Here is a 15,710-nt window from a genome sequence, read left to right as displayed (position 1 = left end):
TTAATAGCCTTCGCCAGTAGATCCTGACATAATCGAAACTCCTGCACTGGTGCCAATTCTTGTCGCACCAGCTTCAATCATTGCCAAAGCTTCAGCTTCGTTATGGATACCACCAGATGCTTTCACACCCATTTCAGGTCCAACGGTTTCACGCATTAAACGAATATCTTCGACTTTTGCTCCTCCAGTTGAAAATCCTGTAGAAGTTTTAACAAAGTCTGCCCCAGCAGCTTTTGCCAACTCACAAGCTTTTACAATTTCCTCATGATTTAATAAAGCTGTTTCGATGATGACTTTGACTAAAGCACGATCTTTGGCCGCTGCAACCACTGCTTCAATATCTTTTTGGACTTTATCAAACTGTTGAGACTTCATTGCCCCAATATTGATGACCATATCCACTTCATCTGCGCCATTTTCAATCGCATTTGTAGTTTCAAAAGCCTTAGTTTCAGCAGTATTAGCTCCTAAAGGAAAGCCAATTACTGTACATACTGCCACTGGTTCGCCTTTTAATTGTTCTTTTGCTAGTGCGACCCATGTTGGGTTGATACAAACAGAATAGAAATGGTATTTCTTTGCTTCTTCAATAATTCGCATGACGTCTTCTTGAGAAGCATCTGCTTTTAAGATGGTGTGATCGATCATTCGGTTCAATTCCATTTTTTTCTCTCCTTTTACTCGGTGATGATATCATGTATCAATGTAGGCTTTTCAGCCGAGTCACTAATTTGGATATTTTGATAGAGCAATTCTTGAACAGAAGAAATCTCTTTTGTATTACTGTAGATTGTCAACAATGATTCTCCCTCTTTTACAGGATCACCAATTTTTTTATTTAATTTAAGACCAACTGCGTGATCAATATCATCTTCTTTAGTTTTGCGTCCTGCACCTAACATCATAGCTGCAATCCCCAACTCATTCGCAACGAGTTTTGAGACAATACCACTCGATTTGGCTGGCAACTCAACAACATACTTAGCTGTCAGTAATCGTTCTGGTTGGTCTACGATAGAGTCATCTCCACCTTGATTACGGATCATTTCCTTAAATTTGTCTAAGGCTTTGCCAGATTCTAGTGCTTCTTGCAGTAAACTTCTAGCTTCTTCGATTGTTGCTGCTTGATTGGCTAAGACCACCATCTGACTCCCTAATGCATAACACATTTCCAGCAAGTCTTCTGGTCCATTGCCGTTTAACGTTTCAATTGCTTCCACAACTTCAAGACTATTACCAATTGCTTCACCAAGAGGTTCAGACATATCAGAAATTACGGCTACTGTCTGACGATGAGCTAATTTTCCAATACTAGTCATTGTTTTTGCTAAACGTCTAGCATCTTCAATATTCTTCATAAAGGCGCCGTCACCTGTTGTCACGTCTAAAACGATCGCATCTGCTCCTGCGGCAATTTTCTTACTCATGATCGAACTGGCAATCAAAGGAATCGAATCCACTGTCGCAGTCACATCCCGCAAAGCATAAAGTTTTTTATCTGCTGGTGCAAGATTTCCTGATTGTCCAATAACAGCCACTTTACTCTCATTGACAATTCGGATAAACGCTTCATCAGAAAGCTCGATTTGAAATCCAGGAATTGCTTCTAGTTTATCCAGCGTACCACCTGTATACCCCAAACCTCTACCAGACATTTTGGCAACTGTAACACCCACACTTGCGACTAAAGGCGCTAAGATCAACGTTGTCGTATCTCCCACACCACCTGTAGAGTGTTTATCCACTTTGATCCCATCTAAAGGACTTAAATCAATGACATCTCCTGAGTGGGCAATGGCAAGTGTTAAATCCGTGATTTCTCTATCGGTCATATCTTGATAAAAGATCGCCATCAACAATGCGCTGATTTGATAATCTGGAATTTCACCATTCGTGTATTTTGTAATAATATACTCGATTTCTTTTGTCGATAATTCATTTCCGTCTCGCTTTTTTTCAATCAGATCCACCATTCGCATTGCTTGATCCTCCTCGTCTTCATTCGGTATTATACAGGAATTTTCCAAAAGGTAAACCACTTTAGTAAACCAGTTTACTAAGAATACAAAGAGCTACTCACCGCCTTTGTAAACACTTACATAAGCAATATAACGCTGAGTTATCCCTTTGTCAATGTTTTTATGCTCTCACGAATAATTAATTTTGTTGCAAAGACTTTGTTCGGAACTTTGCGTTGTGGGAACTCGATCGTGTCGATCAAAAATCTTGCGGCATAAAATCCAATATCAGAACTTGGCTGTTTCACTGTTGTCAATTGAGGGATCATATACTCGGATAACTTCAACCCATCGAAACCAATAACTGAAATATCATCGGGGATTTTTTTGCCTAATTCATCAATCGCTTGGTAACAACCAATCGCCATTGCATCATTTCCACAAAAAATTGCTGTAAGATCTTTGTGCTTTAAGAGCCGTTTAGACGCCTCGTATCCACCTTGGACCGTCAACTCCCCTTGTTCTACATACTTTCCATTGAAAGGGATTCCATGATCCTTTAGTGCATGACGATACCCGTTGAACCGTTCTTCTAACTGGTAATAGCCTGTTGTTTCTTTGAGCATACCGATTTTGGTATGACCGTTCTTAATAAACAAAGAAACCGCTTGATAAGCCCCCTCATACTCTTTTACGATCAACCGACCATTATCTCTGGTATTCAATCCACGATCAATCAAAATAATCGGCATATTTTTATAAAAACCACTATCTAAAGAATAGTCATCTGGCAAAACATTGGGCGTAGCCAATAAGATTCCATCCACTGAGCGATGAGCCAATTCTTTTAAATACTTGATTTCATTTTCTTGACTATGACGAGAGTTGCAAAGCATGATCACATACCCCAGTGGATTCAAGTAACTCTCGACCCCTTCAATCAATTTAGAAAAGAAGAAGTCAGTGACATCTGGCACGATCATACCAATCGTTTTAGAATGACGATTGATCACATTCGAGGCAAAGTAATCTGGTTTATAATGGTGCTCGTTAACAATATTCAGGACTTTTTTTCGTGTTTTATCACTAAAGCGGCTCCCTTTATTATTTAAAATTTGTGATACAGTGGTGACTGAAACACCTGCCATTTCTGCAATGTCTCGGATCGTTAGTTTCACTTCTTCTCCTCCTTTATGATGTAAATTCTTTTTTAGTTTACCAAAAGCATATAAAAAAGAATAGATAGAAAAAAATAAGAAAAAATCTTTTATTCACTAATAAAAATAAATAGCTTGGAAAGTGCCAATTTCCTAAACTGACTTCTTAAAAACTTCTGCAACTGCCGATCATCTGTCATTGTTCTTCTCTTTCATAGGAGTTTTTTCATTGGCTTGAGTAACTAGCGATTGATCTTTTCTATTATTGATTGCACTAGTTACTTTCTCACTCAAAGAAGACTTCTGACTTTGGGTTACTAAATTATCAGCAGCTAGATGTTCAGAATCCCGTTTTTCAATCGCTCCTACCATTCTATCTACCTGCTTGAGAAGTATTTTTTTCTCATCATGAGCTATCTCCTGATCGTTTAAGATTTCATTATGGAGTTCTAGAATCTTTTCTCGAACAGATGAAAAAAGTTGAAGCTCTTTTTGATAACCTGCCGTTCGATCCGTGGCGATCATCGTTGTTAGCTGTTCAAGGAAAGGTTTTTTATTTTCAATAGGAATCTTTGGATCTTGCCTTACTTGTTGCCTAAGATTTAAAAAGTTTAAATCATGTTTATCGACTGCCTGAAAATAGTCTGCCGTATTTCCTTTCATAAGAAGCTCTCCGATATCCATAGCTAGCCTCTGCTCTTCATTCTCTTGCAAATCTTTTTTAGTCAGCGTAGCTTGTTGACTGCCTTTTTCTTGTTCATCCTTGGGAACAGAAATCTTTCCCCCATCCCCTATCAGTTGTTTCTCCTGGCTCTCAAATCTATTTATGGCATCAAAGAGTCCTGTTCTTATCTTCAGAATTTTTTGTAACTTTTGTTCGTATTTAATCATGCGATGATCAATTTGTTGCTCCTTCTTCGTCTTTTGAGAAACCTCTTGTTGGTATCCTAGTTGTATATTTTGAACGTGAGACTTTAAAACAAGAGCAACAAGCGTGGAATCTTGCCGATTTTCTCCACCAACTCGTTGATTTTTTGCTGTTGGTTCCTTTAACTCAGATAAAACGATTACTTTCAAATGTGGAGGGATTCGTTCCTCTTGATTGATTCTTTTAATCATTTCCTCTTCCCATTTATTTTCACTTATAAACTTTTGGCACTCTTTGATATCACTTTGAGCAGTTACATGTTCCTTTTGTTTTTCATTACTATTTGTGGCTTTTTCTATTTGTTCAAAAAGTGGCTGATAGGTTTTATCCGTTTCCACTCGTTCTTTTAGTACTTCTAACAGTTGCTTTCTAATGAAAAATTCCTGTTTGATAACTGATATTTTTTTGATGTTGTTCTTTTTCGCTTCCTCTGAGGGATTAATTTCAGAAATGAGAGCTTTTTTTATTTCTTCTGAATACTCTTTGCTTTGTTTGATGCTAGCTACCACTTCTCGGGTCAATTGTTTGTCACTCATCAGTGCTTTATATGTATCTAGTTTTTCTTGAGCCACTTGTTTTCTTACTAATTCTTCGGTCAACACATTCTTTGTTAGCCAATCCAAATTTGACTCATCTTTGATTCGTTTGAGCAAGTCAATTCGCTCTTGTGGTACATCTTTTTTGAACATCTTATGTAAATCCTTATTTTTTTCACTTAGATCCGCGACTGCTTCTTCAAACAGTATAGCTTGACTATTAAATTTGGCGATACGTGCATCTAAATCGTTATGAAGTGCCTGTTTTTCTTCTGGAGTCAATCCATCTTGATGATCAATTTGTTCTTTCACATGTTTTACTTTAGAATAATCTGCCACACTTCTAATACTAACAAACTCCCAATAGACTGTTTTATTTCTCTGTGAAAGCTTGTCAAGCGTTGCCGCAGGACGATTTTGAATTTCTTGATTTAAGTTGTCTCGTCGCTGATCGTTGGGAATCGTATGGGTTAGAAATTCTTTTACCAGTTGTTCCCTCTCTGAGCGAGAAAAATCAAGTAGTTCAAACAGCAGCATGTTTCCAACAAATAGGACATCGTTGTTTTTTTGAGAATGGTAGCCTTTTTTGATCTGAGCAAATTTCTTTGGCTTTTTTTGGTAAAGCTTAATCATAGGCTTGTCGTTCATGATTTGAGTGAACCCGTTCTTAGCATCTCGATTCTTAAGTAAGAAATCAAATTTTTCTTGATCTTTCCATATCAATAGATTTTTATACTTAGACACTAGTGTGGGACGATACTGATGTAAGCCATGATGTACTAATCCATCTAAGAGATCTAAAAGTTCATTTGTTAAAGCAACATGTTGATCATCTGGCTGAACTTCACTTTTTTCTCTTTTGCTATTTAATTTTTCTCTTTTCGTTTTATTGTTCTGGACGATCCCCTTCGCCTTTTCTTCCCATGCTTTAAATGTTGTAGCCATTTCGACATGGTCTTTTTCTAAATACCTTAATACGTTTTCCTGGTTATACATGGGTAATTCTAAAATAGATTTAGTATCTACTATCATTCTGGTTTGTGTCATCTTTTTATTCTCCTTTCAAGTCACTCAAATTTTTCAATACCATGCTAGTTTTGTTTTCTAAAAAAGGAAGAAACGTTATTCAATTATTAGCTCCTTGAAATACGCCACTTTTCAATAGGAAAAAGTTCCACTAGTTAGCGAAGTGTCTCACTCCTTTCATCAACTTTTTTACGATCTCCATATTCCCATGACCTAGAGTACCTATCGCCTGTTTTTTAATAGAAAGAAAGGGACAAAAATAAACCGAAGGACCCGAAAATAGTTACTTCTATTTTAGGATTCTTCGGTTGCTTTTAGAGTGTGTTATTTTGTCATAGCTTTTTATTTAGTCTCAAACACCACAATCAAACAGTTATTCTTTGATACTTTTGATGATATAGTACCCTTTCTCTTTATGGACGATTTCAGCATTCCCAAAGGTCTCTGCCATTTTGCTTTTTGCACTAGGAGCCCCTTGTTTTTTTTGAATGACAATGGTTAGTGTTCCACCCGATTTTAACCTTGGATATGCTTCGGTTAAAATTTCGTGTACCACTTTTTTACCGGCACGAATTGGCGGATTGCTGACGATTGCTGCATAAGTTTCTTCATGAACTGCTTCATAGATATTCGATTGATGAATATCCACCTGTTTGATCCCATTGCGGTTCGCATTTCCTTGAGCTAATTCTACTGCCCGAGAGTTAATATCGACCATCTCAACAAATCGCTGACTAGCAAAAGCAATCGCCAATCCAATCGGACCATAGCCACAACCAACATCCAAAATTTTGCCATCAGCTGGCAGCTCTTCCCAATTAAAGGTATCAATTAACACTCGTGAACCAAAGTCGACTGTTTCACGTGAAAATACTCCTGAATCTGTTACAAATTGGAAGTTTTTTCCTTTTAATTCAAATGACCATTGTTCAAAGTCATGTTCTGTCGTTGGCTCTTGCGAATAATAATGATTCGTCATATCGTTCATCCTTTTTATATTGTTTCTTGTTTCTTAGTCTATCCTTTTATCAATTGGCATGCAATGTCTATTTTTCCTAGTTTAAATAAATAGTTGATCAGAAACACGAACAGAATGAATTTTGATATGTCATCCTTTTTATTTATTCAGTTAACAGTTATTCGCTTAAAAATAAGAGACTTATAACCATTCTCGTTTAGTGGTGGGGTTTAGCCGTGTTTTATGTTAAAATGATTCCATTGATGGGAGAATGCAGGAGGCTATTATGAATGATCCAATGAACTACTACCGTGTGGCAAGAGAAGAATGGCGTGAATTTTATCGTAATGGACAAGCACCTTTGACCCAAGACGAGCTAGATAACATCAAAAGTTTAAATGACCGTATTTCAATGCAAGATGTTCGAGATATCTATGTTCCTCTTGCTCATTTGATTTATCTATATATGAAAGAATTTGAATCTCTTTCGTTAAGTAAAGGTCTATTTCTTCATAAATATGTCGAAGTACCGCCATTTATTATTGGAATTGCTGGGAGTGTTGCCGTTGGAAAAAGCACAACAGCTCGCCTGTTACAAACGATCTTATCACGTACATTTAAACGCAGGAATGTTCAGTTGATTACAACTGATGGTTTTTTGTATCCTAATGAAACGTTAAAAGAACGAGGGATCATGAATCGTAAAGGATTCCCAGAAAGTTATGATATGGAGATGTTGATCGATTTTCTTAATCGAGTAAAATCCGGTCAGGAAGAAATAAAAGTACCTGTTTATTCACATGACATTTACAATATCATTCCTGGCGAATATGAATTGATCCAACAACCTGATATTCTGATTGTTGAAGGAATCAACACGCTACAACTGCCTGCTAATCAACAAATCTATGTCAGTGATTTTTTTGATTTTTCTGTTTACGTTGATGCTGATTCATCATTAATTGAAAAATGGTATTTAGATCGATTCGGTGCCTTACTCGACACCGCTTTTCAAAATCCACAAAATTATTACTATCAATTTGCTATTGGCGATCGTGACGATGCATTTAAAATGGCGCAAGAAGTATGGAAAAATGTGAATTTGAAAAATTTAAACGAATATATCTTGCCTACTCGTGGCAGAGCAGATATAATTCTCCATAAAACTGAAAATCATATTATTGATTCGATTTTCATGCGAAAATATTAGCATTTTAAAATAGTTTATTCTATTTTGAGATAAAATTTAAAGGGATAGGGGTAATAAATGTGACAAACGTTGCCGACATGACAAACGTTGAAAAGATTATCGTATTAGACTACGGTAGCCAGTATAACCAATTGATTACACGACGCATCCGTGATTTAGGAGTTTTTTCTGAATTATTGAGCCATCGGGTTTCTGCTGAAGAAGTAAAAGCAATGAATCCAAAAGGAATCATTCTTTCCGGTGGTCCTAACAGTGTGTATGATGAAAATGCTTTTGGAATCGATCCAGAAATCTTTAACTTAGGGATTCCTGTATTGGGTATTTGCTACGGTATGCAATTGATTACGTATAAGCTAGGTGGGAAAGTTGAACCAGCTAAAAACCGTGAATACGGAAAAGCTCAGTTAGAAGTAACCAGTGACGATGCAGTATTGTTCAATGACACACCTAAACAACAAACCGTTTGGATGAGCCACGGGGACTTAGTAACCCAAGTTCCTGAAGGATTTGAAATCGTTGGTACAAGTAAAGACTGCCCGATCGCATCCATCCAAGATACAAAACGTAATTTCTATGGTATCCAATTCCATGCAGAAGTTCGTCATTCTGAATACGGAATCGAATTACTCCGTCATTTTGCTTTTGATGTTTGTCATTGTGAAGGAAACTGGACAATGAATAACTTCATCGATATGCAAATCGAAAAAATTCGTGAACAAGTTGGCGATAAAAAAGTATTGCTTGGACTTTCTGGCGGCGTGGATTCTAGTGTCGTTGGTGTTCTTTTACAAAAAGCAATCGGTGATCAGCTAACTTCCATCTTTGTTGACCATGGTTTATTGCGTAAAGGCGAAGCAGACCAAGTAATGGAAAGCTTAGGCGGGAAATTTGGTCTAAATATTATCAAAGTGGATGCAAGAAAACGTTTCTTAGACAAGTTAGCCGGCGTTTCTGATCCTGAGCAAAAACGTAAAATCATTGGTAATGAATTTGTGTATGTTTTTGATGATGAAGCAACAAAATTAGCGGGAGAAGAAGGAATTGCTTTCTTAGCCCAAGGAACACTTTATACTGATGTGATCGAAAGTGGAACGGAAACTGCTCAAACGATCAAATCTCACCATAACGTGGGTGGTCTACCAGAAGACATGCAATTCCAATTGATTGAACCTTTGAACACATTATTCAAAGATGAAGTCCGTGAATTAGGAACACAACTAGGAATGCCAGATTCAATCGTTTGGCGTCAACCTTTCCCAGGTCCTGGTCTAGGTATCCGTGTCTTGGGAGAAATCAGTGAAGAAAAACTAGAAATCGTCCGTGAATCAGATGCGATCTTACGTGAAGAAATCGCAGCAGCTGGCTTAGACCGTGACATTTGGCAATATTTCACTGTTCTACCAGGAATCCGCTCTGTCGGTGTAATGGGCGATGGCCGTACTTACGACTATACAGTAGGTATCCGTGCAGTCACTTCTATTGATGGGATGACAGCAGACTTTGCCCGTATCCCATGGGATGTTTTACAAAAAATCTCTGTCCGCATCGTAAACGAAGTCGCTCACGTCAACCGTATCGTGTACGACATCACTTCTAAACCACCTGCAACTGTGGAGTGGGAATAAAGAGCTAACAGAATATGGAGGGGGAATCCCTATAAATCAACATTCTTCAATAGCTAAAATGCTTGATTTTCATTAAAAATAAGATGGTTCCCTACCAAAAACCCTTGTCAGATTAACGACTGACAAGGGTTTTTTCTTTTGTTCACTACGTTTAAGACCTGGTTCGATAGATCAGGATTTGAATGTGTTTCAAAACGTTTTAACATCAACATTATTAACGAGTTTTACAACAATAAAATTTATCAACTTTTAAAATCTTTGAAAGAAATGGTGTCAACCTTTTTTAAATACGCGAGCCGAGACGAATACAAATTAAATATTATTTAAATTACATCTTCTATATTAATAACATTTTTACGCCCTCTATTTCTCTATTTTGACATATTTATGAATTAATAATCACTTTTGTTATAATTTCATTTATAACAAAATCTAACTGATCCACCGGAATTACAAACCATTCTCTTGGAACTATCATTCGACCATTTACTCCAACTATCTCAACATCTAATTTATTATCTCTTAACACTTTATGAATAGCATTTTCAAACTTTGCAGCATCTAGATTAAAAACATGGTATTTAGTTACAATTTCAACGGGTGCATAAAGGTAAGTTGATTCATTTATTGCATTAGCAATTCTTTTTTCTACAGATCCTGTTGTTACACCAATTTTATATAAGTTATCAATTTCTTGAATTTGTGGATTATCTGATAATGATCGCAAAACGTATATATATCCAGACGAAATATCTTCTTCCTGAATACCATCAATAAGATTATCGATATTATCTGTTATCATTTTTCCACCACTACCGGTGCGATATAAGTTCGCAGCTAATGAACGTAGCAGAACATTACTTTCTGTCCCATTCTCATATATTACATGTAGACGTGCATTTTCTTCGCCATTATTTGTTTTGAATTTTTCACCAATCGATTCTACATATAGAACTGTTCCCTTTTGTATCAAAAAGCTACCTTGTTTTATTTCATAATTTTTAAACGGCAATATCTTTCTTGTTCCCGCCGCAATTTCCTTTTGAACATTTCGAAAAAGTGGTTCATATTTTGAAAAGTCCCTCATGTGCTTTCTCTTTGCTACAAAGTCAGGTTTGTTTTCTACTTCTCTAAAGCGTGAAGTATTAAATATTGATTTTTCAAAATCAGATTGTGCTAAATCACCCAATAATTCAGAAGAACCAAAATTCAATATATCATCAAGTGATTTTATTTCTTTATCAAACTGTTTTGATGGTGATAACAAACCAACTTCATCATATTCTTTTAGTTTAGCAATCCGATCTGGATTTCTTCTAATTCCAATTAAACGACTTGCTAGTGTACGTTCAGATAAACGAGTAGAATCATTTGTTTTTTCAGGTTCCCTTCCGTTTTCCTGATAAAATTTCACAATTTCCATAAAGTTTTCTACTTCAAGATCATAGAAAATCTGCTTTTGTTTTCTTGAAGGAGCAGTGATTTGATCAAACAAATCACTGTTCATAATATCATCAAGTGAACTATAACGTTTATCCATTCGTACGACCTCTTCTCTTCAGGTCACGCATATAAATGACGGCTTCCCCCATTCTTTTTTCAATCGGATCCGTTGACTTCTCATCAGGGACTTTTCCAAACTCAGTAAAAAATGATTCTACTTTAGGCCAAATAAATTTAAGTTCTTCTTCATCGAATTTTATGCGTTTGGCATCGATACTTTCTTGAATCAATCTCAGTACTGGCGCATTTAATTCTTTAGATAATACTTCATAAGCTTTTTGGAATGGATTAATCGAATCAATTAAATCAATGTTTAAGTCTTCAATATTAACAAACTTATCTGTCATACGAATAAATTCCTTGCTACCTCTTACTTCTCTAATACTATTTTTCATTGCATTATCAGCCACAACGGTCTGTCTAACTTCTTCTACTTCGCTATCAGTTAGATTCGGATATTTTTCTTGAATCACTTTAGGAATTAATACTTTATTCAATACCTTTGGATCAATTTCTCTACTAACCATTGCTTTTTGAATTTGTGAATCTTGAAAAATTGTAGCTTTTAAGTCGTTTAAATCATTTTCAATGATTTTTTTAGTATTAATAGTTGATGGTTCTTTAAATCCTTTAATATGCAATTCTCCAGATGTGTTTCTATCTGAGTTACTTTTTCGTGCTTTGAACTTGAAATCTGGTGTTAAAACTTGTTCCATAAGCAAAGAAGCTGAAATAGCTTTTAGCATAGTATTAACAGAATATGTCACATCATCATCTTTAGCATCAGGTTGAGCAATCAAATTGGTAAATTGTGCATGAGTCTTATTTGAACTATCTCGTGTACATCGGCCAATAATTTGAACAATTTCTGTAAGCGAACCACGATACCCAATTGTTAATGCATGCTCGCAATAGGGCCAATCAAACCCTTCTTTTGCCATTCCTAAAGCAATAATAATATCCATATCATCTTCATCATCAGTATTTCTTAAATATTCTACAATCCTATCTCGTCCTTCGACTCTTACCAAATCAGCAATTTTCAAAACTTTCCCATCCGAATGACGTCTAACATTAAGAATTCCTGTTTCAGAGTTTTCCTCCTCAACTTCCCCAATTAAATCAAGAATCTGATCTACTTCCATTTCTTTATCTTTGGTAGACTCAATAGAATTTACATTTGGAATATGAATAATCGTTTTTTGGTCTGTATCTAGAACTTCATTGATAGCTGATAGATATTTTCCTTGATAAAAGTGATAGCCAATACCAAATGACTTTAAGTATTCATAACCATCAAGCTGTTCGTAGTATGTGTATGTTACTTTATCAAATAGTTCTTCATCCTGTGGCTCTAAGATAGGTACAGAATCACCTCTAAAATAAGAACCAGTCATTGCTACAACATGGCAAGTAGAATTTCTAAGAACACTTCGTAGCAGTTCACCCAATTTTGAATTAACATCTGCTGAAACATGATGGAATTCATCAATCGCCAGTAAGCAGTCATCAAAAAGAGAGTCCTCTAGTTGTTCAAATGCAAATCGCAATGTTGCATGAGTACATACTAGAATTTTCTCATCTGATTCCATAAATCGAATAAAACCTTGGACTTTACTCTTATCTCCTCCTGCTGAAGTAAGATTATTCCGTGGTTCAACCTCCCAATTCGAAAAGAAGCCATGACTGGTTAAATCAGTATTTTTGAATGAAGATCCAATGGAACGTTCTGGCACAGCGACAATTACCTTTTTAAGTCCTTGATTTATTAATTTGTCTAACCCAATGAACATTAAAGCTCGACTTTTTCCAGATGCAGGGGGGGCTTTTATTAATAGATGCTTCGAATTACGTTTTTCAAAAGCTCTTGCCTGCATTTCACGCATGCCTAAAGTGTTCGTTGATTTACTTTTACCTGTTTGATTATAATTTATATCAAAAATGTTTGATGACATAATATTCCCCACTTTCAGAAAATTAAAATCATTACTAAATTAACTTCTCATATAATTTTAGTAAACTACTTAACCGTTCTTCGTCATTAGCAAAAATAGAACGCTTATATATTTTGTCTACTTCAACATCTAATTGTTTATGAGCTTCCTTTAAAGAATTTGGCATCGTCTTAACATCATACAAATATGACAAAGTTCCTCCCTCTTCCTCTCGAACATCAAGTATTTTTAATGCCATATCTGTCAATATTTTTTTTTGATAATCTGAAATATTCGGTAATGGGAAAGTGTTATACACAAGTTTATTCGAGTACCTATAATCTTCCTTTAATCTACCCCCAACAAATTTCATCCATACCATATGCATTCTAGACTCTAAAATTGCAAATATCCAGAGCTCTACGTTATAAAGCGCAATCGCAGAATCTGCTACAACATCTTGAGCACTCAAAATACTCATCGGTATATACATTCTATTCACTGAACTATGACGTGGGATAAGCAGTGTTTGTCCATTATATCCTTCTGGCTCAGAAATAAATTCAAATTTCCAAGGACTTTTAGCTAATTCATTTGTTGACTTCTTAGAACTAGATAATCTCATTTCAATAACTTTTTCAATTCTATTTCTTACAAATTTGTTTGATTGAACTTTTTCATAGGCACTTTTATCTAACCATAAAACAAATCTTTTTGTTCCATTTATTGAATCTCTAGATCCGACAAATCTTCTAATATACCCTTTAATTTCTGGGTTTTCATTTATGATCTTTTCAATCTCCTCATTAGAGATGAGTAAATTCCCTCCATCTGTCGGCATATTACCTCTCACTAATTTAGGTAACCCATTTAATGGATTATTGCTTTTTTGAACAATAATTTCATTTCCTTCAGTTAAATATGGTGAAATATATTTAGCACTGATAGCTAGATTATTAAGAAAAATTCGCTTATTTATAACTACATCTCTAGACAGTAGACCTATTATTTCAACAATAACATTAGCATTTTTTTTTGCATTATTGACCCACTTAAACGAAGGATAGGCATAAAAAATCTGACTGGTAGTTAAAATTTCCTTCCATAAGATTGCGACTTGTTCTCCTTGCGTTATTGAATTAGTAGTTACAAGTCCTAACCTAGCATATGGATTACTCGCTATATACTTAGAGCCCAAATAAAACCAAGCGGCAATATAATCAAGTTTTTTGTACCCTTTAATTTTTTTCAAGCATATCTCCATATCTTTTTTTTGCTGATCGTTTTGTAAACTAGCTCCTAAATACGGCGGGTTTCCAAAAATGAAAATTTCTTTGTTATCCTCTTTTGGACAAATTTTTTCCCATTCTATTCTCAATGCATTTCCACAACAAATGTCTCCGGCAGATTTTAAAGGCAGCGTTGGTCTTACAGCTTCCGAAACAGCAGATTTTAATTCTAAATTCATCTGATGTTCTGCAATCCATAATGACAATTTAGCAATATCGCTTGCAAATTCATCAATTTCAATTCCATAGAATTGGGATAAAGTGACAATCGGTTCGTATATTAACATTTGCGCATTATTTATTTCATTTATCAGCACATAGATATCAATTTCTAATTGGCGTAATTCTTTATACGTAATAATCAAAAAATTACCTGAACCACAAGCTGGGTCGAAAAATTTCATATTTTTTATTCTATTTGTAAGCGTTAAAATCTTATCTAAATGTTTTTTTCTTGTTTCGTATATTTTTTTCTTTCCTAAGTGTATTTCTTGAAATGAATCGTTCCACGAATCTTTAATTTCTTTAAACTGTTGTTTGACTTCATCTAAAAACAAAGGGTTAATTACTTTCATAATATTAGTAACGCTTGTGTAATGCATACCTAAATGACTTCTACTATCTTCAGTCGCAACAGCTTGGATCATGGACCCGAATATATCTGGATTTATTTTTGACCATTCAAGAAGTTCTCCACATTCCAGTATTAGTTTCCGAGCTTTTTTATTAAACTTAATAGGTTGATGTGGTTCTGTAAATAATTGACCATTTACATAAGGGAAGTCTTTATAAATAATTGGCGTTTCTTCTCTCGACTGTGTATCTAAAACTTTAAACAAACCCTCGATATAATCATTTAAATTATTCCCATCATCATTTGTATATTGTTTTATACCATTCGTAAATTGACCCTTATGGAAAATATTGGTATCCTCAGCAAACAAACAGAATAGAAGTCGCATTAAAAATAAGTTTAATGCATGGCGCTGTTCCTCATTATCTGATTCTATTTCTTTATTTAAAACGTCGAACAATCGTGCAAAACGCTCTGCTGCTTTAATATCTAGTGGATTCTCTTTTTCAAAATCTACTTTTTCCATTCCATTCCATGCTAGGAAAAAGTTAAAATGAATTGGCAATTCTTTAAACTTAATATCTAATGACTCCCCAGTTTTCGTATCTTTAGCTAAAATCACTTTGAAATTGGTAACAAATAAATACCTAGGGATCGCAGCCGCATCGTTCGCTTTGCTTTCAATTTCAATGAAAGCTTCAAAAACATCGTTTACTGTTTCTTTAAAATATAATTTATTCTTTAAATGCACTTCCCCCGGAATCTTCGAAAGATTATTAGTTCCATTTTTTAGACGTGTAATTGTCGAATTTGGTATATCGTAAATTTTTAAAAAGTCATAAATAAAGTCTTCCTTATTTTCTTTATTAATAATTTCAATAATTTCATCTTCTATTTCAATTAATGCCATGTTTAGTCCTCCCACATATCTCCACCAATAAATTTCCATAACTTAATTCAAAATATTGGCTAGATGATTTCCTAGCATTCTTAGATATTTTGTCTCTCAATA

At 35.1% G+C, this 15,710-nt stretch carries 10 protein-coding genes; 2 read left to right on the top strand and 8 right to left on the bottom strand.

The annotated features are described in order from the left end of the window. The 5 genes from deoC to AB3H90_RS12685 form a co-directional block, all read right to left on the bottom strand. A complete protein-coding gene (gene deoC / locus AB3H90_RS12705) occupies positions 1-663 on the bottom strand; it encodes a deoxyribose-phosphate aldolase (RefSeq protein WP_368016829.1) in 663 nt (220 codons plus the stop codon). Positions 664-677: 14 nt separating this feature from the next. After that, the gene (locus tag AB3H90_RS12700; RefSeq protein ID WP_034697695.1) at positions 678-1,979 is read right to left on the bottom strand and encodes a pyrimidine-nucleoside phosphorylase; all 1,302 of its coding nucleotides are present in this window, start codon (positions 1,977-1,979) and stop codon (positions 678-680) included. 140 nt (positions 1,980-2,119) lie between these two features. Next, positions 2,120-3,136 (bottom strand): LacI family DNA-binding transcriptional regulator, encoded by a 1,017-nt coding sequence (locus tag AB3H90_RS12695; RefSeq protein ID WP_368016828.1) that lies wholly within the window; start codon positions 3,134-3,136, stop codon positions 2,120-2,122. Between the two features lie 168 nt (positions 3,137-3,304). Beyond that, on the bottom strand, positions 3,305-5,626 hold the full coding sequence (locus tag AB3H90_RS12690; RefSeq protein WP_368016827.1) for a hypothetical protein: 2,322 nt from the start codon (positions 5,624-5,626) through the stop codon (positions 3,305-3,307). 352 nt (positions 5,627-5,978) lie between these two features. Beyond that, positions 5,979-6,584, bottom strand: coding sequence for a class I SAM-dependent methyltransferase (locus AB3H90_RS12685; RefSeq protein WP_010736788.1), 606 nt, complete (start codon positions 6,582-6,584; stop codon positions 5,979-5,981). Between the two features lie 265 nt (positions 6,585-6,849). On the opposite strand from AB3H90_RS12685, the gene coaA reads away from it, so the two are divergent. Beyond that, positions 6,850-7,773 (top strand): type I pantothenate kinase, encoded by a 924-nt coding sequence (coaA, locus tag AB3H90_RS12680; RefSeq protein WP_010720479.1) that lies wholly within the window; start codon positions 6,850-6,852, stop codon positions 7,771-7,773. 59 nt (positions 7,774-7,832) lie between these two features. Then, on the top strand, positions 7,833-9,398 hold the full coding sequence (gene guaA, locus AB3H90_RS12675; protein ID WP_010720480.1) for a glutamine-hydrolyzing GMP synthase: 1,566 nt from the start codon (positions 7,833-7,835) through the stop codon (positions 9,396-9,398). A gap of 385 nt (positions 9,399-9,783) precedes the next feature. On the opposite strand, the gene AB3H90_RS12670 is transcribed toward guaA, so the two are convergent. Genes AB3H90_RS12670 through AB3H90_RS12660 form a run of 3 tightly spaced genes read right to left on the bottom strand, consistent with a single transcriptional unit; the run spans position 9,784 to position 15,608 of the window. After that, complete coding sequence (locus AB3H90_RS12670; protein WP_104844690.1) at positions 9,784-10,938, bottom strand: GIY-YIG nuclease family protein; 1,155 nt, start codon at positions 10,936-10,938, stop codon at positions 9,784-9,786. Beyond that, positions 10,931-12,856 carry a DEAD/DEAH box helicase gene (locus tag AB3H90_RS12665; RefSeq protein ID WP_368016826.1) on the bottom strand — a complete coding sequence of 642 codons (1,926 nt, stop codon included), beginning with the start codon at positions 12,854-12,856 and terminating at the stop codon, positions 10,931-10,933. The genes AB3H90_RS12670 and AB3H90_RS12665 overlap by 8 nt, the downstream gene beginning before the upstream one ends. A 34-nt stretch (positions 12,857-12,890) precedes the next feature. Continuing rightward, positions 12,891-15,608 (bottom strand): class I SAM-dependent DNA methyltransferase, encoded by a 2,718-nt coding sequence (locus AB3H90_RS12660; protein ID WP_368016825.1) that lies wholly within the window; start codon positions 15,606-15,608, stop codon positions 12,891-12,893. Positions 15,609-15,710: the final 102 nt, after the last annotated feature.

Source organism: Enterococcus sp. C63 (genome assembly GCF_040887215.1).
In the GTDB taxonomy this organism is placed as follows: Bacteria; Bacillota; Bacilli; order Lactobacillales; family Enterococcaceae; genus Enterococcus_B; species Enterococcus_B hirae.
This window is presented reverse-complemented; position numbering and strand designations above follow the sequence as displayed.

Excerpts from the sequence above, each read along its gene's own strand:
- deoC (WP_368016829.1), bottom strand. The coding sequence starts at position 663 with ATGGAATTGAACCGAATGATCGATCACACCATCTTAAAAGCAGATGCT.
- AB3H90_RS12700 (WP_034697695.1), bottom strand. The coding sequence starts at position 1,979 with ATGCGAATGGTGGATCTGATTGAAAAAAAGCGAGACGGAAATGAATTA.
- AB3H90_RS12690 (WP_368016827.1), bottom strand. The coding sequence starts at position 5,626 with ATGACACAAACCAGAATGATAGTAGATACTAAATCTATTTTAGAATTA.
- AB3H90_RS12685 (WP_010736788.1), bottom strand. The coding sequence starts at position 6,584 with ATGACGAATCATTATTATTCGCAAGAGCCAACGACAGAACATGACTTT.
- coaA (WP_010720479.1), top strand. The coding sequence starts at position 6,850 with ATGAATGATCCAATGAACTACTACCGTGTGGCAAGAGAAGAATGGCGT.
- AB3H90_RS12670 (WP_104844690.1), bottom strand. The coding sequence starts at position 10,938 with ATGGATAAACGTTATAGTTCACTTGATGATATTATGAACAGTGATTTG.
- AB3H90_RS12665 (WP_368016826.1), bottom strand. The coding sequence starts at position 12,856 with ATGTCATCAAACATTTTTGATATAAATTATAATCAAACAGGTAAAAGT.
- AB3H90_RS12660 (WP_368016825.1), bottom strand. The coding sequence starts at position 15,608 with ATGGCATTAATTGAAATAGAAGATGAAATTATTGAAATTATTAATAAA.